We start from the raw sequence: 16,208 nt of genomic DNA, 5'->3' as shown, positions 1-16,208 counted from the left end.
GGGAGCGCCGCGAATACGCATGGACAGACAGGCATCACACACAGCGGCGGTGATCGACATGCACAGCCATTTCTTCCCCGCGATGGACGCCGCCTATCGCGCGCAGGCGGAGGCGGAGGGGCTGCCGTGGCTTCGCGACGCCGGCGACGGCACCGGCCTCATCATGTCGGGAACGAAGCCGTTTCGCCCGGTCGAGGACATCCTCTGGGATCCCGCCCGCCGCATCGAGGCGCTCGACGAGCAGGGTATCGACCTCCAGATCATCTGCGCGACGCCGATCATGTTCGGCTACGGCCGCCCCGCCGAACAGGCGCTCGATTCGGCGCAGCGCTTCAATGATGCGGCGCTCGCCTTCTGCGCCCATGCGCCCGACCGGATGCAGGCGCTGGCGCAGGTACCGCTTCAGGACATCGACATGGCATGCGCCGAAGTCGGCCGCGCGGTCGCGTCGGGGCATCTGGGCGTGCAGATCGGCAACCACATGGGGCTGCGCAACCTCGATGACGAGGGGCTGCTGACCTTCCTGGCCCATTGCGCCGATGTCGGCGCGGCGGTGCTCGTCCACCCGTGGGATATGATGGCGCGCGAGCGCATGCCCAAATATATGCTGCCCTGGCTCGTCGCGATGCCGGCGGAAACGCAGCTTTCGATCCTGTCGCTGATCCTGTCGGGCGCGTTCGAGCGTCTGCCGAAAAGCCTGCGCATCTGCTTCGGCCACGGCGGCGGCAGCTTCGCCTTCCTGCTCGGCCGGGTCGAGAATGCGTGGAAGCACCGCGACATCGTGCGCGTCGATTGCCCGAACCCGCCGTCGACCTATGTCGACCGCTTCTTCGTCGATTCCGCCGTGTTCGATCCGCGCGCGCTCAGCCTGCTGGTCGACGTGATGGGCGAGGACCGCATCCTGCTCGGTTCCGACCATCCCTTCCCGCTCGGCGAGCAGGACATCGGCGCGCTTGTGCGCGAGCACGACGGACTGTCGGCGGCGCAGAAAGCGAAGATCCTCAGCGGCAATGCGCGGGCCTTCCTGAACCTGTAACCATTGCCGATGTCGGCTTTGGGGTGGGAAGCGGTCGTTTGAGACATTCCCTGGTTTCCCCTCCCGCAGGCGGGAGGGGCAGCGAGACTTACGAACTTGTTCGTTAGTCGCAGCGGGGTGGGCCTTTGCACCGCCGCTGCCCACCCCCAACCCCTCCCGCCTGCGGGAGGGGAGATGGACGGCAGCTTCCGGTCGAAACCGGCCGCTCGCGCACCGATTTTCCGAGCATGTTCGGCGCACGCAAAAGGGGCCGCCGGAGCATGGCTCCGGCGGCCTTCGCATTTCAGGGCAAGGACGTCACGCCGCGGGCGGAACACCCTTGTAGCTGTCGGTGCCGACCCAGCCGCGTTCGGACACGTCGACCATCACGCTTTCGGGGCCGGTCATCTTGTATTCGGCATTGTCCTTGGCGGGATTCTTGCCGAGGCCCTGCGCCAGGTTGACGTCGTGGCGCGGGGCATAGCCCGAATTCTCGAACCGCGCGACGACGTCGTTGATGTCGTCGCACTGGAAACCGATGTGATGCAGCCCGGTATAGCCTTCGGGGAACTCCATCCCCGCGGCGGGGCGGTTCTTGAAGCAGAGCAGCGCGATGTTGATATGGCCGTCGGTCACATAATAGCCGCGCGCGTTGCGGCTATCGACCTTGCCGGCGACGGTCCAGCCGAGGACGTCGGTGAAGAAGCCGACCGCATGATCGGGGTCGGCGGAAGCGATCGCCACATGGCGCAGGCGGGTGGTCATGTCTCGGGCCTTTCTGTTGGCAAGGAAATCAGGTGCCGATGCGGATCGGTGCGACGAGGTCGTTCAGCGCCGCGACGATGCTCTGCGCGGTGATGCGGCCGGTGCCGGGATTCTCGTCGGTCGGGATATTCTCGATTCCCAACTCCAGCCGCGCGCTGTCCGAATCGACGACGATGCGGTGCGTGTTGCGTTCGAGCGCGGGATCGGCCCAGATTTCGAGCCGGGTGCGTTCGGGGCCGACGCCCGCCATGCCGAGCGCGGCTGCGACGTTGACGTTGGCGGGAAAGGCGATCGCGCCCTCGCGCGCGCTGCCCTCGAAGATCTTGAGCGGTTCGGTGATCGCGGTGAGGTCGATCCTGTTGCGCACGACATGCTCGGCCTTGATCAGCGACTTGACCGGCTTGCGCGTTACCATCGTGACCGAGTGGATCGTGCCGACCGCCGCCGCGCGCACCGCGTCGAGCCCGAGCAGCGCGCCGGTCGCCAGGATCAGCCGCCCGCCGTGCGCGCGCGCGACGTCGGCGGCCTCGGGCCATTGCATCAGCGCCGCGCCGCTGACCGTGACCAGCGTCTTGCCGGCGCGCAGCGTGGTTTCGGCGATCTCGCGGAAGGCCGCGGTCGGGGCGCTGTCGATGACGACGTCGGACAGCGCGACCAGTTCGTGCGTGTCGACGATGGGAACCGGCGTCTTCAGCTGCGCCATCGCCGCTTCGGCGCGGCTGCGGTCGCCCGCCGAAACCGCCGCCAGTTTCAGCGGCAATTCGCTTGCTTCGATATGGCGCGCGACCACGCGGCCGATGGTGCCGAATCCGGCGATGCCGATGCTTTTCATGCCTGCCGCGCTAGGGCGGCGCTGCTATATAGGATAATATCCTTTGGCCGCCTTGATATCCTGAAAAGGATATAGAGCCCTGTGCTCTAACTATGCGCCATCTCAATCCGTTCGTGTCGAGCGAAGTCGAGACACCCATCGACCAAGCGCTATCCCGATGGATGTCTCGACTTCGCTCGACACGAACATGACGGGCGGGCGTGGATAAAGGCTTGATATTCTCGGCTTGCGTTTCACCGGCTATCTATTTTCGGTTATAGAAAAACTCATTTTCCATCTTTGACTGCATATCCCGGACCCCGCACAAGCATCGCCGATCTTTGGGGAGGACCGATGCACGCGCTTTTGAATCCGGAATTGCTGACGCTGGCGGCGATGATGCTGCTGACCGGGGCGGTCGGCGGCGTGATCGCGGGCATGCTGGGCGTCGGCGGCGGCATCGTTATCGTGCCGGTACTCGACCTCGTGCTCGCCGCGCTCGGCGTCGATCCGTCGGTGCGGATGCATGTCACGGTTGCGACCTCGCTGGCGACGATCATCCCGACCGCCATTTCCTCGTCGCGCGCGCACGAGGCGAAGGGCGCGGTCGATCATGTCCAGCTTCGCCGCTGGGGCATCGCTATCTTCCTCGGCGCGATCGCGGGGGTCGTCCTCGCCTCGCGCGTGTCGGGCGACGTGCTGTCGGCGGTGTTTGGCATCGTCGCGCTGCTCGTCGCGATCAAGATGCTGTTGCCTCTCGAAGGCCGGCACATCGCCGACGCGATGCCGGGCGGCGTCGGCGGCCAGCTCATCCCCTTCGGAATCGGCGGCGTGTCGAGCATGATGGGGATCGGCGGCGGCACGCTCAGCGTGCCAGCGATGACGCTGTTTGCCATCCCGATCCACCGCGCGGTCGGCACTGCCGCACTGTTCGGCCTGATGATCAGCGTGCCCGCGACCGTCGCCTTCGTCATTGCCGGCTGGAACGTCCCCGGCCTGCCGCCGGGCAGCCTCGGCTACGTCAACCTGATCGGGCTTGCGATCATCGGCCCGGCGACCTTTGTCACCGCGCCGCTGGGTGCGCGCATCGCGCACGCGCTGTCGAAGCGGCAGCTCAGCATCCTGTTCGGCCTGTTCCTCACCGTCGTCGCGGTGCGGATGCTGCTCCGGGCCTTCGGCTGAGATGCGATGCGCGCTGCCCCTGTTCGCCCGCTCGGTCGCCGCGCGGCTCTTGCGCGGATTGGCGCCGGTCTCGCGCTCGTCCGCGCCGGTCCCGCGCTCGCCGGCGCTTTTGGAAAGAAAGAGAAACGCATGACCTGGTTCGCCCTTGCCACCCGCGCCGCCGCCGAAGGGCCGCGCCCGACGATCCAGGTCGGCGGCGCCTTTCACGACCTGCACGATGCCGCGGCGACGCATGGCTTCGCGGCCGTCGCGGGCGACGTCACCGCGATCGTCCGCGACTGGGAGGCGCGGCGTGAGGGGCTGTTCGCGCTCGCCCGCGCGCTCGAAGGCGCCACCGGCGGAATCGGCGCACCGACGCTCGCCGCCCCGTTCGAGCCGCGCCGCATCTTCGCCGCCGCGTCCAACTTCATCGAGCACGCCGAGGAGATGCAGACCAAGCTCGCCGCCAAGGCCGAGAGCGAACCCTATATCTTCCTCAAGACGATCGAAAGCGTCGTCGGTCCCGGCGATACCGTCACCGTGCCGCCGCAGGTGTCGCGCCCCGACTGGGAGGTCGAACTCGGCGTCGTTCTCGGCCGGTCGGGCAAGAATGTCCCAGTCGATGCCGCGCACGATCTGATCGCCGGCTATACGATCGTCAACGACGTGTCGGCGCGCGACCGGACGCGGCGCAGTGACTTTCCCTTTTCGCACGACTGGTTCCGCGGCAAGAGCTTCGACAGCTTCACGCCGCTTGGCCCGGTGTTCGTGCCGCGCGACTGCCTCGGCGATCCGCACGCCATCCGCCTTGGCCTCAAGGTCAATGGCGAGGCGATGCAGGACGGCAACACGTCCGAGATGATCTTCAACATCTACGAACAGATCGCCTATCTCTCGACGGTCCTCGAACTCAGGGCGGGCGACCTGATCGCCTCCGGCACCCCCGCCGGGGTCGGCATGGGGCGCGGCGTGTTCCTGAAGGACGGCGACGTGATGGACGCGTGGGTCGATGGGATCGGCGAACTGCGCAACCCCGTCTCCGCGCCGCATCTGCCGCGCGCATGACCGAAAGAGTTGCCTTCTCGCGCCGCGCGCTGATCGTGCCGCTGCTCGTCGTCGCGGGCATCGCGGCGCTGACCCTGTGGAGCGCGTTCGGCGGTATGGCGCCGCGCACAGCGCCGCAGGACGAGGGCGCGCGGCCGGTCCGCTTCAACATGGCGTGGCTGCCGCAGGGCAGCATGGCGGGCATCTTCGTCGCGATCGACAGGGGTTATTTCGCTGACGCGGGGCTGGACGTCGAGCCCGTCCGCGGGTTCGGCGGGATGCGGACCGCGAACGAACTCGATCAGGGCATGTTCGAATTCGCCTATCTCGACCCGCTGTCGGTTGCGCTGAGCCGTGCCAAGAGCGGCAGGGTGCGGATGATCGGCGGCATCAACATGCGGCTTCCCGCCGGCGCCTGCTTCGTGCGCGAGCGCCACCGCGTCGAACGGCCCGCCGACCTTGCCGGCCTGCGCTTCGGGGCGGGGCAGAGTTCGGCGATCCAGGCGCTGTTGCCCGCGTGGCTCCGCGACAATGGCGTCGATCCCGCCCGCGTCGAGCAAATCCAGCTCGACCCCGCGATCGTCGTCTCCTCGCTGGTCGAGGGGCGGATCGACGCCGCCGAATGCTGGCTCGGCAATTCGATGGCGCTGTTCGACAAGGCGGCGAAGGCGAAGGGTGTCACCGTCGGCCGCATCGCCTATGCCGATTTCGGGCTCGACGTCTACGGCAGCGGCTTCGCGGCGCACGATACGCTGATCGAAAAGGACCCTGAGCTGGTGCGCGCCTTCCTGAAGGCCGCCTATCGCGGCTATGCCGACGCGGCGCGCGACCCGAAAGCCGCGCTGGCGATCATCCGCAAATCCTATCCGCTGCTCGACGAGGCCGTCACCGAACGCCAGATCCGCGAGACCGCCGAACTGATGGCGGCCGAGGGTGGCTCGCACCGCCTTCGCCCCGAAAAGATCGAGCGCACTGTCGCCACTCTGCAGGCGAGCGGCCAGCTTCGGGATTTCGACCAGAGCGCGCAGCTCTTCACCAATGCTTTCGTGCCCATGGGGAAACAGCCATGACCGATCCCGCTTTCTATCGCCCGCGCCCGACGCGGCTCGGCCATCTCGTGCTCAAGGTGCGCGACATCGACCGCAGCCTTGCCTTTTACACCGAAGTCGTCGGGCTGGAGGTGTCCGACTGGATTGACCACAACATGGTCTTTCTGCGCGCGGGCACCGATCATCACGATCTCGCGCTGCTCCAGCTTCCGCCCGGCCATACCGGCATCCCGGACGGTCATTATCCGGCGGTCGAGCATTTCTCCTATCGCCTCGAAACGATCGCGGAGATGGAGGCGGTCGCGGCGATGCTGGTCGCGCGTGGCATCCCGATCGACCGCGGCATCGGCAAGCACGGGCCGGGGGCGAACAGCTTCCTCGTCTTCCGCGATCCCGACGGCAACAATGTCGAATTCTATACCGACATGACGCAGATCGACGCCGACCATCCCCATACGGCGTCGGTGTGGAACGGGAAGGACCTGGAGACCTTCGACCGCTGGCACCTCGACCGCTTTCTGGTGCCGCCCCCGGCGCGCATTCAGGCGCTGCTCGACAAGGACGACGGCGCATGACGCGCGCGCCGTTCGGCCGCGATGCCGCGATCAGCGCGGGCTTCTTCCTCGCGCTGGGGCTGGCGTGGGAGTTCGGCGTGCGCTGGTCGGGGGTCGCCTCCTACCTGCTGCCGCCGCCGAGCGCGATCCTGGGCGAACTGTGGGATTCGCGCGGGCCGATCCTGGCGCAGAGCCTCGTCACGCTGACCGAGGTGTTCTGGGGCTTCCTCATCGCGGTGGCGCTGGGCGTGCCGATCGCGGCGCTGATTCATTTCTCGCGCACCGCGAAGCGCACCGTCTATCCGCTGTTCGTCGCGCTCCAGTCGATCCCGAAGATCGGCCTCGCGCCGCTGATCGTCGTCTGGTTCGGCTATGGGCTGGCGTCGAAGCTGATGATGGCGTTCCTCTTCGCCTTCTTCCCGATCATCATTGCGACATTGGGCGGGCTCGCCAGCACGCCCGGGCATCTGGAGGAGCATTTCCGGGCGCTGCGTGCGACGCCGATGCAGGGCTTCTGGCGGCTGCGCGTCCCCGCGGCGCTGCCGAGCTTCCTCGACGGGTGCAAGGTCGCGATGCCGCTCGCGGTGATCGGCGCCGTCGTGGGCGAGTTCGTCGGGTCGAACGACGGGCTCGGCAACCTGATCCTCACTGCCTCGGGCTCCGGCCACACGACGCTGACCTTCGCGGCGCTGATCGCCGTCACGGTGCTGTCGCTGCTTCTCTTCTACGGCGTCGCCTATTGGGAACGCTTCATCTGGTGGCGGGCGGCATGAGCGCGGTGATTTCCCTCTCGGGCGCGGGCAAGCTGTTCGGCGGTCGCCGTGTTCTCGAAAACGTCAGCGCGGAGATCGGCGCGTCGGAGTTCGTCTCGATCCTTGGCCCCTCGGGTTGCGGCAAGAGCACGCTACTGCGGCTGATCGCAGGCCTCGTTCCCTTCGAGGAAGGACATATCCGCTTCAACGGCGCGGATGTCACGGCACCGTCGGCGGATATGGGCTTCGTGTTCCAGACGTCGAACCTGCTGCCGTGGCTCAATGTCCGCGACAATCTGCTGCTCGGCGTCGACCTCGACCCGGCGGCGAAGCGTCCCGACGCGGCGGCGCTGGCCGATCTGGTCGAGACGCTGGGCCTGACGGGGTTCGAAGACAGCCATCCGCATCAGTTATCGGGTGGGATGCGCCACCGCGTCGCGATCGGCCAGGCGCTCGCGCGCGGGCCGCAGGTGCTGCTGATGGACGAACCCTTCGGCGCGCTCGACGCCTTGACCCGCGACCGGCTCAACATGGAACTGCTGCGCATCTGGCAGCGCGACCGCAAGACGGTGGTGCTGGTCACGCACAGCATAGCGGAGGCCGTGCTGCTGTCCGATCGCGTGCTGGTGATGTCGGAACGGCCGGGGACTATCGTCGAGGATGTCCGCATCGACCTGCCGCGCCCGCGCGACCCCAGCGTCACGCGCGAGAACCCGGCGTTCGGCGACTATGTCGTGCGGCTCAGCAAATTGATGGGAGTAGCGTGATGGACAGCGGAGTGCTGGCGACTGCGGGCGCCGAACTCTATTGGCAGGCGCAGGGCGAAGGACCGGCCGTCGTGCTGGCGCACGGCATCGGCGGCAATCACGCGATCTGGTATCGGCAACTCGACGCGCTGTCGCGCTCGAACCGCGTCATCGCCTTCGACCATCGCGGCTTCGGCCTGTCGCGCGATATCGACGGGCGCGGGCGCGATGCCTTTGTCGATGACCTGACCGCGCTGCTCGACCATCTGGGCGAAACCCGGGTCGCGCTCGTCGGCCAGTCGATGGGGGCGGGGACCTGCATCGGCTTCGCGCACCGCGCGCCCGAACGCGTCGCGGCGCTGGCGGTCTGCGACAGCCTGCACGGCATCGAAGAGAGTGCCGGGGTCAAGGCGCTCATGGACGCCGCGCGCGCGAAGACCGCCGCTATGGACCAGATCGAGCGCGTGCTGGGCGCGAGCGCGCCGCGCGAACTGGCGGTGCTCTATCGCCAGATCGCGAGCTTCAACGCCGTCGACCGCCACAGCCTGACCGGCAAGTTTGCGGCCCGGCCCGCCGCCGATCTGGGCGGCAAAGGCTTTCCCGTGCTGTTCCTGTGCGGTTTCGACGACATCCTCTTTCCCGTCGAGGCGATGCGGCTGGTGCAGGCCGATGTGCCTGGCTCCTTCCTCGTCGAGATCAACGACGCCGGCCATTCGGCTTTCCTCGAACAGCCGGTGCAGTTCAACGACACGATATTGTCGCTGCTCCAGATGGCGGGCCATGTCGGCCAGTCCGGCCCCGCGCACAGCAACGCCGCCGGTTATGTGCCGGTAGGAGGCGCGGCATGAGCGCCTATCCCTTCGCCGACCGGCCGGTCCTGAACTATGTCGACGGCGCCTTCGTCGAGGGTGACGGCTGGTTCGACAATGTGAATCCCGTGGACGGCAGCGTCGCGGGCCGCGTGTCGCTCGCCAGCCGCGACCTCGTGGGCCGCGCCGTTGCCGCGGGCCGCGCAGCGCTCAAGGGGCCGTGGGGCAGGATGTCGCAGGCCGAGCGCTGCAAGCTGCTCATCCGCATCGCCGAAGGGATCGAGGCGCGCTTCGACGAGTTCGCGGCGGCCGAGATCGCCGACACCGGCAAGTCGCTGCATCAGGCGCGGACGATCGACATTCCGCGCGGTGCCGCCAATTTCCGTGCCTTCGCCGCGCTCGCCGAAGCACGCGCGATGCCGAGTTTCCGCACCGACCTGCCCGACGGGCGCAGCGCGATCAACTATGCGATCGCGCGCCCGCTCGGCGTCGTCGCGATCGTCTCGCCGTGGAACCTGCCGCTGCTGCTGATGACGTGGAAGGTCGCGCCCGCCCTCGCCTGCGGCAATGTCGTCGTCGTCAAGCCGAGCGAGGAGACCCCCTCGACCGCAACCCTGCTCGCTGAGGTGATGGACGCGGCGGGCGTGCCGCCGGGGGTGTTCAACCTCGTCCACGGCTTCGGCGCCGACTCGACGGGCGAGTGGCTGACCGCCAATCCCGCCATCGACGCGATCACCTTCACCGGCGAATCGGCGACGGGCGGTGCGATCATGCGCGTCGCGGCGGCGGGCGTGAAGCCGGTCTCCTTCGAACTGGGCGGCAAGAACGCCGCGCTGGTCTTCGCCGACTGCGATTTCGACGAGGCCGTCGCGGGGGCGGTGCGGTCGGTCTTTTCCAACTGCGGGCAGGTGTGCCTGTGCACCGAGCGCATTTATGTCGAGCGCCCGATCTTTGACCGCTTCGTGAAAGCGCTGGCGGAACGCGCGGAAGCTTTGACCGTCGGCGATCCGTGGTCGGGCGCCGACATGGGGCCGCTGATCTCGCACGGCCACCGCGAAAAGGTGCTCTCCTATTATGCGCTCGCGCGTGAGGAAGGCGCGATGGTGGTGACCGGCGGCGGCGTGCCCGACCTCGACGGCGCGCTTGCGGGCGGCGCCTTCGTTCAGCCGACGATCCTCACCGGTCTCGGGCAGGAGGCGCGCTGCGTGCGCGAGGAGATTTTCGGCCCCGTCTGCCACATCGCGCCGTTCGACAGCGAGGAGGAAGCCGTCGAACTCGCCAACGATACCGACTATGGCCTTGCCGCCGCGATCTGGACGCGCGACGTGGGCCGCGCGCACCGCGTCGCGGCGCAGATGGAAACGGGCATCGTCTGGGTCAACGAATGGTTCCTGCGCGACCTGCGCACGCCGTTCGGCGGCATGAAGCTGTCGGGTATCGGGCGCGAGGGCGGCGAGCACTCGCTGAACTTCTATTCCGAGCCGACCAACATCTGCGTGAAACTGTAAGGGACCGAAATGGTGGACATCAGTGCAATCGCCGCGAGGCTCGACGCCGCCGCGCAAAGGGCGGAAGCGATCCCGCAGATCACGGGCGAGACGGGCGAACTGCCGCTCGCCGACGCCTATGCCATCCAGCGCGCCGCGATCGACCATCGGCTGGCGCGCGGGGCGACGCTCGTCGGCATGAAGATGGGATTCACCAGCGAGGCGAAGATGGCGCAGATGGGCCTCAAGGACCAGATTTGGGGCCGGCTCACCTCCGACATGGTCGTCGTGAACGGCGGCGCGATCGATCGCGCGCGCTTCATCCACCCTCGCGTCGAGCCCGAGGTGGCGGTGCGCCTGAAGGCGCCGCTGGCGGGCGAGGTGACGCGCGAAGAGGCGCTCGCGGCGGTCGATGCGGTCGCGGCGGCGCTCGAGATCATCGACAGCCGTTACGAGAATTTCCGCTTCGCGCTGGGCGATGTGGTCGCGGACAATGCGTCGTCGTCGGCCTTCGTGGTCGGCCCGTGGCTCGCCGCCGACACCGACGTTTCGGACGTTGCAATGGAGATGCGTGTCGACGGCGAAATTGCCGAGACGGGAACCAGCGCCGCGATCCTTGGCGACCCGATCCGCTCGCTGGTCGCGGCGGCGCGGCTTGCGGGCGCGGCGGGCCTCACGCTTCAGCCCGGCTGGACCGTGATGCTCGGCGGCGCGACGGCGGCGGCGGCGATCGGCGAGGCGCGCACCGTGTCGCTCGACGCCGGGCATCTCGGCCGCGTCGGCTTCACCATCGAAGGAGGCGCGGCATGAGCGGCAGCGCCCAAAATGGAGGGGGCAGGGTGATCCCCGGCAAGGCGCGCCCGCGCGGCCGCTTTCCGCATTATCGCCGCGCGGGCGATTTCGTCTTCGTCTCGGGCACCAGTTCGCGCCGCGCCGACAACAGCTTCGCCGGCGCTTCGGCCGATGAATATGGCACCGTCAGCCTCGATATCGCCGAACAGACGCGCGCGGTGATCGAGAATATCGGCGCGATCCTCGCCGACGCGGGCGGCTCGCTCGCCGACGTCGTCGACGTGACGAGCTTCCTCGTCAACATGAACGACTTCGGCGGCTACAATGCTGTCTACGCTGAATATTTCGACGAAGCGGGCCCCGCGCGCACCACCGTCGCGGTCCACCAGCTTCCCCACCCGCATCTGCTGATCGAGATCAAGGCGACCGCCTTCATCCCGCGCGCTTCGACACAAGGATGACGCCCATGCTGACCTATGGCCTGCCCTTCAACTTCCAACAGTGGATCGAGGATCATCGTGACGTGCTGAAACCCCCGGTCGGCAACGCGCAGATCTGGGAGGATGCCGACTTCATCGTCACCGTGGTCGGTGGTCCGAACCAGCGCACCGACTATCATGTCGATCCGCTCGAGGAGTTCTTCTACCAGCTCGAAGGCGACATGAACCTGCGCCTGTGGACCGAGGACGGCCCGAAGGACATGCCGATCCGCGAGGGCGACATCTTCCTGCTCCCCGCCTATGTTCCGCACTCGCCGCAGCGCCCCGTCGCGGGCAGCGTCGGTCTCGTCATCGAACGCAAGCGCCCCGACGGCCTGCTCGACGCCTTCCAATGGTATTGCGACGATTGCGGCCACATCGTCCACCGGGTCGAGGTTCAGCTCCAGAGCATCGTGCGCGACCTGCCGCCGCTGTTCGAGGCTTTCTATGCCAGCGAGGAACTGCGCACCTGCGGCCATTGCGGCACGGTCCATCCGGGCAGGCACGCGCCGGCAGCGGACGCCGGCTGAGCCGATCCTCAAATCCATCCACCGGGGAGGACGACCGGTAAGATTCCATACTCCAGGATTCCGAATGACTTGGATTGGCCCACTTCGTCATTGCGAGCGGAGCGAAGCAATCTAGGGCGGTCTACGCTACTCTGGATTACCGCGCGGCTTCGCCGCTCGCAATGACGATTCCAGCCAGTATCGCCACGCGCTAACCGCCTTTTTGAAAAAGCAAGCGGCTATTGATCGATAAACTCGATCAGCGTCGGGGGGAATTCCAATTTCCGTTCGCGCGCGCCGGGCGCTAGACAGGGGCCTTCCGAACAACCCAGCAGGAGGCTCTCATGTCCGTTCTCAATACCACGCTCAAGCCCTTCAAGGCCACCGCCTACAAGGATGGCAAGTTTGTCGACATCAGCGACGAGGATGTGAAGGGCAAGTGGGCGGTCTTCTTCTTCTATCCGGCCGACTTCACTTTCGTCTGCCCGACCGAACTCGAGGACCTTGCCGACATCTACCCGACCCTCCAGCAGATGGGTGTCGAGGTCTATTCGGTGTCGACCGACACGCATTTCTGCCACAAGGCGTGGCATGACACCTCGCCGGCGATCGGCAAGATCAATTATTATATGGTCGGCGACCAGAACCACAGCATCTCGAACAACTTCGAGGTTCTGCGCCAGGGCGTCGGCCTCGCCGATCGCGGCACCTTCGTCCTCGATCCGCAGGGCGAAATCCAGCTCCTCGAAATCACTCCCGAGGGCGTGGGCCGCAACGCCGCCGAACTGCTGCGCAAGATCAAGGCGCTGCAATATTGGGTCAGCCACCCCGGCGAAGTCTGCCCGGCGAAGTGGGAAGAGGGCGAGGCCACGCTGGCTCCCTCGCTCGACCTCGTCGGCAAGATCTAAGCCCAAAACAACGCCGTGTGTCCCCGCGGAAGCGGCGACCCGGAGCGTCTGGCCGCAATGCTGGCATGGCTTTGCTCCGGGCTCCCGCTTTCGTGGGAGCACATGGATGTTTTTCAGATTACAGGAACTCTCTCCATGCTCGATGCATCGCTCAAGCAGCAGCTTCAGGCCTATATGGCCAACATCCGCGAACCGATCGAACTGCTCTCGTCGCTCGACGACGGCCCGAAGTCGGCCGAGCTGGCGGGCCTGCTCGACGAGATCGCGTCGCTGTCGGACAAGGTCAGCGTGGCGCGCACCGACGATGACGCGCGCCGTCCGAGCTTCCTGATCCGCCGCGTCGGCGCGCCCGATGTGGCGGTGCGTTTCGCCGGCATCCCGCTCGGCCATGAATTCACCTCGCTTGTCCTTGCGCTGCTGCAGGTCGGCGGCCATCCGTCCAAGGCCGCGCCCGAACTGCTCGACCAGGTCCGCGGGCTCGACGGCGACTATCATTTCGAAACCTATTTCTCGCTGCCGTGCCAGAACTGTCCCGACATCGTGCAGGCGCTCAACCTGATGAGCGTCCTCAACCCGCGCATCACGCACACCGCGATCGACGGCGCGCTGTTCCAGGGCGAGGTCGAGGCACGCCAGGTGATGGCGGTGCCGACGATCTTCCTGAACGGCGAGACCTTCGGCCAGGGCCGCATGGAACTGGAACAGATTCTCGCAAAGCTCGACAGCGGCGCCGAGGCGAAGGCCGCTGAGAGGATCGCCGCAAAAGACCCGTTCGACGTCCTAGTCATCGGCGGCGGCCCCGCGGGCGCCGCGGCGGCCATCTACGCCGCGCGCAAGGGCATCCGCACCGGCATCGCCGCCGAACGCTTCGGCGGACAGGTGCTCGACACGATGGCGATCGAGAATTTCATCTCGGTCACGCACACCGAGGGGCCGAAGCTCGCCGCGCAACTGGAACAGCACGTCAAGGAATATGACGTCGACATCATGAACCTCCAGCGCGCCGAGGAACTGATCCCGGCGAAGCGCGAGGGCGGGCTGCATGAGGTGCGGCTGGCGAACGGCGCGTCGCTGAAGGCGCGCACCGTGATCCTGTCGACCGGCGCGCGCTGGCGCCAGATGGGCGTGCCCGGCGAGGACGAGTATCGCAACAAGGGCGTCGCCTATTGCCCGCATTGCGACGGGCCGCTCTACAAGGGCAAGCGCGTCGCGGTGATCGGCGGCGGCAATTCGGGGGTCGAGGCGGCGATCGACCTCGCCGGGATCGTCGCGCATGTGACGCTGATCGAGTTCGACGCCGAACTGCGCGCCGACGCCGTGCTCCAGCGCAAGCTCGCGAGCCTGCCCAACGTGCGGATCATCACCTCGGCCCTGACCACCGAGGTGCTCGGCGATGGCGGCAAGGTGACGGGCCTGTCGTACAAGGACCGCAACAAGGACACGCTGCACCAGGTCGAACTGGAGGGCATCTTCGTCCAGATCGGCCTTGTCCCCAACACCGAATGGCTGTCGGGCGCGATCAGCCTGTCGCGGCGCGGCGAGATCGAGGTCGACCATCGCGGCGAGACGAGCCAGCCTGGCATCTTCGCGGCGGGCGACTGCACCACCGTGCCCTACAAGCAGATCGTCATCGCCATGGGCGAAGGGTCGAAGGCGGCGCTGTCGGCGTTCGACTACATGATCCGCCTGCCCGCCGAAGCGGAGGTCGAGGTCGCCTGATACGACGCGGAGGCGGCTCGTCTCCCTGTAGGCACTCTTCGTCATTGCGAGCTGCAAAGCCGCTCGCAATGACGAAACGAGTCAATCCACAAGCATCGAAGCTGCGCCGCGCCTCGCATCGAGCCACGCCGCGAGGCGGATCACTTCGTCCTCGCTGAACAACAGCCCCAGCTTGCTGCGCCGCCACAGGATGTCGGGGGGGGATTGGGCCCACTCTTTTGCGCACATCCACTCACATTCGGCCGCCGACAGGCCGTGGGCGATTTCGCCGCCCAGCGCGTCCCAGTCGCCCGCGTCGCCCAGCCAGCGGCGCGCGTCGGTGCCGTAGGCGCGGGTGATGCGCTCGACCGTCGCGGCGGGCAGGAAGGGGTGCGCGAGCTTATATTCCGCGGCCAGCGCCGCCGCGCCGTCGGTCGCGAAATCGCCGCCGGGCAGCGGCGCCGTGCCGGTCCAGCGCCGGCCCGACAGCGCCCCGACATGCGCGGCGAGTTCGTCGACCGCATGTTCGGCGACATGGCGATAGCTGGTGATCTTGCCGCCATAGATGGTGAGCAAAGGCGCGCCCTCGTCGCAATCGAGGTCGATACGATAACCGCGCGTCGCCGCCTCGGGGCGGCCCGATCCGTCCTCGACCAGCGGCCGCACCCCCGAATAGGTCCAAACGACGTCGGCGGGGGTGATCGCGGTGCGAAAATAGAGGTTCGCGCCCTCGCACAGATAGGCGACCTCCTCGGCGCTCGCATGGACGTCGGCCAGCGACCCGTCATGGTCCTGGTCGGTGGTGCCGATCAGCGTGAAATCGCGCTCATAGGGAATGGCGAAGAAGATGCGCCCGTCGGGAAGCTGGAAGAAATAGGCATAGGGATGGTCGAACAGCTTCGGCACGACGATATGCGACCCGCGCACCAGCCGCATCCGGTAATCGGGCGGGGCCGAGGCGCGGTGCAGCACGTCGAGCACCGCCGGCCCGGCAGCGTTGACCAGACTGCGCCCGGTGAAGCGATAGGCGCGCCCGCCTTCGCCCGTCGCCTCGACCACCCACAGGCCGTTCTCGACGCGCATCAGGTCGGCGTGCATCCGCGTGCGGACCCGCGCCCCCCGGTCGGTCGCGTCGCGCGCGTTGAGCAGCACCAGCCGCGCATCGTCGACCCAGCCGTCCGAATATTCGAAGCCATGCACATATTGCGGCTGGAGCGGCGCGCCCGCCGCGTGCCGTCGCAGGTCGACCGAGCGCGTCGCGGGAAGTTTCCGGCGCCCGCCGATATGGTCGTAGAGGAACAGGCCGAGCCGCAGCAGCCAGCGCGGGCGCAGCCCGTCGCGATAGGGCAGCACGAAGCGCAGCGGCCGGATGACGTGCGGCGCGATGCCCCACAATATCTCGCGTTCCTTCAGCGCCTCGCGTACCAGGCCGAATTCATAATGCTCCAAATAGCGCAGCCCGCCGTGGATCAGCTTGGTCGAGGCCGACGAGGTGCCCTGCGCAAGGTCCCCCGCCTCCAGCAGCAGCACCCGCGCGCCGCGCCCGGCCGCATCGCGCGCGACCCCGGCGCCGTTGATCCCGCCGCCGATCACGATGACATCATAGGGCGGCGGCACGGGGTCGGTCAT

Annotated in this window: 17 protein-coding genes; 14 read left to right on the top strand and 3 right to left on the bottom strand. The window is 67.4% G+C overall.

Annotation, left to right across the window (positions count from 1 at the left end):
- Positions 1-19 precede the first annotated feature (19 nt).
- Positions 20-1,036 (top strand): amidohydrolase family protein, encoded by a 1,017-nt coding sequence (locus AC2S9W_RS00085; protein ID WP_234002468.1) that lies wholly within the window; start codon positions 20-22, stop codon positions 1,034-1,036.
- A 297-nt stretch (positions 1,037-1,333) separates the two neighbouring features.
- Here the strand turns inward: AC2S9W_RS00085 and AC2S9W_RS00080 are convergent, their stop codons facing one another.
- Both AC2S9W_RS00080 and AC2S9W_RS00075 read right to left on the bottom strand, forming a co-directional pair.
- Complete coding sequence (locus tag AC2S9W_RS00080; protein ID WP_067112222.1) at positions 1,334-1,780, bottom strand: VOC family protein; 447 nt, start codon at positions 1,778-1,780, stop codon at positions 1,334-1,336.
- A 28-nt stretch (positions 1,781-1,808) separates the two neighbouring features.
- A complete protein-coding gene (locus tag AC2S9W_RS00075; RefSeq protein ID WP_076076787.1) occupies positions 1,809-2,612 on the bottom strand; it encodes an aspartate dehydrogenase in 804 nt (267 codons plus the stop codon).
- A 333-nt stretch (positions 2,613-2,945) separates the two neighbouring features.
- Between AC2S9W_RS00075 and AC2S9W_RS00070 the strand changes: the two genes are divergently transcribed.
- The 13 genes from AC2S9W_RS00070 (at position 2,946) to ahpF (ending at position 14,600) form a co-directional block, all read left to right on the top strand.
- Positions 2,946-3,773 (top strand): sulfite exporter TauE/SafE family protein, encoded by an 828-nt coding sequence (locus AC2S9W_RS00070; protein ID WP_486571459.1) that lies wholly within the window; start codon positions 2,946-2,948, stop codon positions 3,771-3,773.
- A gap of 129 nt (positions 3,774-3,902) precedes the next feature.
- The gene (locus tag AC2S9W_RS00065) at positions 3,903-4,817 is read left to right on the top strand and encodes a fumarylacetoacetate hydrolase family protein (protein WP_076076785.1); all 915 of its coding nucleotides are present in this window, start codon (positions 3,903-3,905) and stop codon (positions 4,815-4,817) included.
- Positions 4,814-5,866, top strand: coding sequence for an ABC transporter substrate-binding protein (locus AC2S9W_RS00060; protein ID WP_076076782.1), 1,053 nt, complete (start codon positions 4,814-4,816; stop codon positions 5,864-5,866). The genes AC2S9W_RS00065 and AC2S9W_RS00060 overlap by 4 nt, the downstream gene beginning before the upstream one ends.
- Positions 5,863-6,420: a VOC family protein gene (locus AC2S9W_RS00055; RefSeq protein ID WP_076076779.1), complete on the top strand. Its 558-nt coding sequence runs from the start codon at positions 5,863-5,865 to the stop codon at positions 6,418-6,420. The genes AC2S9W_RS00060 and AC2S9W_RS00055 overlap by 4 nt, the downstream gene beginning before the upstream one ends.
- Positions 6,417-7,172 carry an ABC transporter permease gene (locus AC2S9W_RS00050; RefSeq protein WP_486571458.1) on the top strand — a complete coding sequence of 252 codons (756 nt, stop codon included), beginning with the start codon at positions 6,417-6,419 and terminating at the stop codon, positions 7,170-7,172. Before AC2S9W_RS00055 ends, AC2S9W_RS00050 begins: the two co-directional genes overlap by 4 nt.
- A complete protein-coding gene (locus AC2S9W_RS00045) occupies positions 7,169-7,918 on the top strand; it encodes an ABC transporter ATP-binding protein (RefSeq protein WP_234002467.1) in 750 nt (249 codons plus the stop codon). The genes AC2S9W_RS00050 and AC2S9W_RS00045 overlap by 4 nt, the downstream gene beginning before the upstream one ends.
- Positions 7,918-8,745 (top strand): alpha/beta fold hydrolase, encoded by an 828-nt coding sequence (locus tag AC2S9W_RS00040; protein WP_076076774.1) that lies wholly within the window; start codon positions 7,918-7,920, stop codon positions 8,743-8,745. The genes AC2S9W_RS00045 and AC2S9W_RS00040 overlap by 1 nt, the downstream gene beginning before the upstream one ends.
- Complete coding sequence (locus tag AC2S9W_RS00035) at positions 8,742-10,214, top strand: 2-hydroxymuconic semialdehyde dehydrogenase (protein ID WP_076076771.1); 1,473 nt, start codon at positions 8,742-8,744, stop codon at positions 10,212-10,214. The genes AC2S9W_RS00040 and AC2S9W_RS00035 overlap by 4 nt, the downstream gene beginning before the upstream one ends.
- A gap of 9 nt (positions 10,215-10,223) precedes the next feature.
- Complete coding sequence (locus AC2S9W_RS00030; RefSeq protein WP_083675151.1) at positions 10,224-11,003, top strand: 2-keto-4-pentenoate hydratase; 780 nt, start codon at positions 10,224-10,226, stop codon at positions 11,001-11,003.
- Positions 11,000-11,446, top strand: a complete 447-nt coding sequence (locus tag AC2S9W_RS00025) for a RidA family protein (protein WP_067185885.1) — start codon at positions 11,000-11,002, stop codon at positions 11,444-11,446. The genes AC2S9W_RS00030 and AC2S9W_RS00025 overlap by 4 nt, the downstream gene beginning before the upstream one ends.
- Positions 11,443-11,994, top strand: coding sequence for a 3-hydroxyanthranilate 3,4-dioxygenase (locus AC2S9W_RS00020; protein ID WP_243469439.1), 552 nt, complete (start codon positions 11,443-11,445; stop codon positions 11,992-11,994). The genes AC2S9W_RS00025 and AC2S9W_RS00020 overlap by 4 nt, the downstream gene beginning before the upstream one ends.
- A gap of 323 nt (positions 11,995-12,317) precedes the next feature.
- The gene (ahpC, locus tag AC2S9W_RS00015) at positions 12,318-12,881 is read left to right on the top strand and encodes an alkyl hydroperoxide reductase subunit C (protein WP_076076768.1); all 564 of its coding nucleotides are present in this window, start codon (positions 12,318-12,320) and stop codon (positions 12,879-12,881) included.
- 135 nt (positions 12,882-13,016) lie between these two features.
- On the top strand, positions 13,017-14,600 hold the full coding sequence (gene ahpF / locus AC2S9W_RS00010; protein ID WP_486571457.1) for an alkyl hydroperoxide reductase subunit F: 1,584 nt from the start codon (positions 13,017-13,019) through the stop codon (positions 14,598-14,600).
- A gap of 81 nt (positions 14,601-14,681) precedes the next feature.
- Here the strand turns inward: ahpF and glpD are convergent, their stop codons facing one another.
- Positions 14,682-16,208: a glycerol-3-phosphate dehydrogenase gene (gene glpD / locus AC2S9W_RS00005; RefSeq protein WP_076076765.1), complete on the bottom strand. Its 1,527-nt coding sequence runs from the start codon at positions 16,206-16,208 to the stop codon at positions 14,682-14,684.

This window comes from Sphingopyxis sp. 550B, assembly GCF_057401805.1.
Note: the sequence above shows the minus strand (reverse complement) of the source record. Positions and strands in the feature narration are given on the sequence as shown.

Excerpts from the sequence above, each read along its gene's own strand:
- AC2S9W_RS00085 (WP_234002468.1), top strand. The coding sequence starts at position 20 with ATGGACAGACAGGCATCACACACAGCGGCGGTGATCGACATGCACAGC.
- AC2S9W_RS00080 (WP_067112222.1), bottom strand. The coding sequence starts at position 1,780 with ATGACCACCCGCCTGCGCCATGTGGCGATCGCTTCCGCCGACCCCGAT.
- AC2S9W_RS00075 (WP_076076787.1), bottom strand. The coding sequence starts at position 2,612 with ATGAAAAGCATCGGCATCGCCGGATTCGGCACCATCGGCCGCGTGGTC.
- AC2S9W_RS00070 (WP_486571459.1), top strand. The coding sequence starts at position 2,946 with ATGCACGCGCTTTTGAATCCGGAATTGCTGACGCTGGCGGCGATGATG.
- AC2S9W_RS00065 (WP_076076785.1), top strand. The coding sequence starts at position 3,903 with ATGACCTGGTTCGCCCTTGCCACCCGCGCCGCCGCCGAAGGGCCGCGC.
- AC2S9W_RS00060 (WP_076076782.1), top strand. The coding sequence starts at position 4,814 with ATGACCGAAAGAGTTGCCTTCTCGCGCCGCGCGCTGATCGTGCCGCTG.
- AC2S9W_RS00055 (WP_076076779.1), top strand. The coding sequence starts at position 5,863 with ATGACCGATCCCGCTTTCTATCGCCCGCGCCCGACGCGGCTCGGCCAT.
- AC2S9W_RS00050 (WP_486571458.1), top strand. The coding sequence starts at position 6,417 with ATGACGCGCGCGCCGTTCGGCCGCGATGCCGCGATCAGCGCGGGCTTC.
- AC2S9W_RS00045 (WP_234002467.1), top strand. The coding sequence starts at position 7,169 with ATGAGCGCGGTGATTTCCCTCTCGGGCGCGGGCAAGCTGTTCGGCGGT.
- AC2S9W_RS00040 (WP_076076774.1), top strand. The coding sequence starts at position 7,918 with ATGGACAGCGGAGTGCTGGCGACTGCGGGCGCCGAACTCTATTGGCAG.
- AC2S9W_RS00035 (WP_076076771.1), top strand. The coding sequence starts at position 8,742 with ATGAGCGCCTATCCCTTCGCCGACCGGCCGGTCCTGAACTATGTCGAC.
- AC2S9W_RS00030 (WP_083675151.1), top strand. The coding sequence starts at position 10,224 with ATGGTGGACATCAGTGCAATCGCCGCGAGGCTCGACGCCGCCGCGCAA.
- AC2S9W_RS00025 (WP_067185885.1), top strand. The coding sequence starts at position 11,000 with ATGAGCGGCAGCGCCCAAAATGGAGGGGGCAGGGTGATCCCCGGCAAG.
- AC2S9W_RS00020 (WP_243469439.1), top strand. The coding sequence starts at position 11,443 with ATGACGCCCATGCTGACCTATGGCCTGCCCTTCAACTTCCAACAGTGG.
- ahpC (WP_076076768.1), top strand. The coding sequence starts at position 12,318 with ATGTCCGTTCTCAATACCACGCTCAAGCCCTTCAAGGCCACCGCCTAC.
- ahpF (WP_486571457.1), top strand. The coding sequence starts at position 13,017 with ATGCTCGATGCATCGCTCAAGCAGCAGCTTCAGGCCTATATGGCCAAC.
- glpD (WP_076076765.1), bottom strand. The coding sequence starts at position 16,208 with ATGACCGACCCCGTGCCGCCGCCCTATGATGTCATCGTGATCGGCGGC.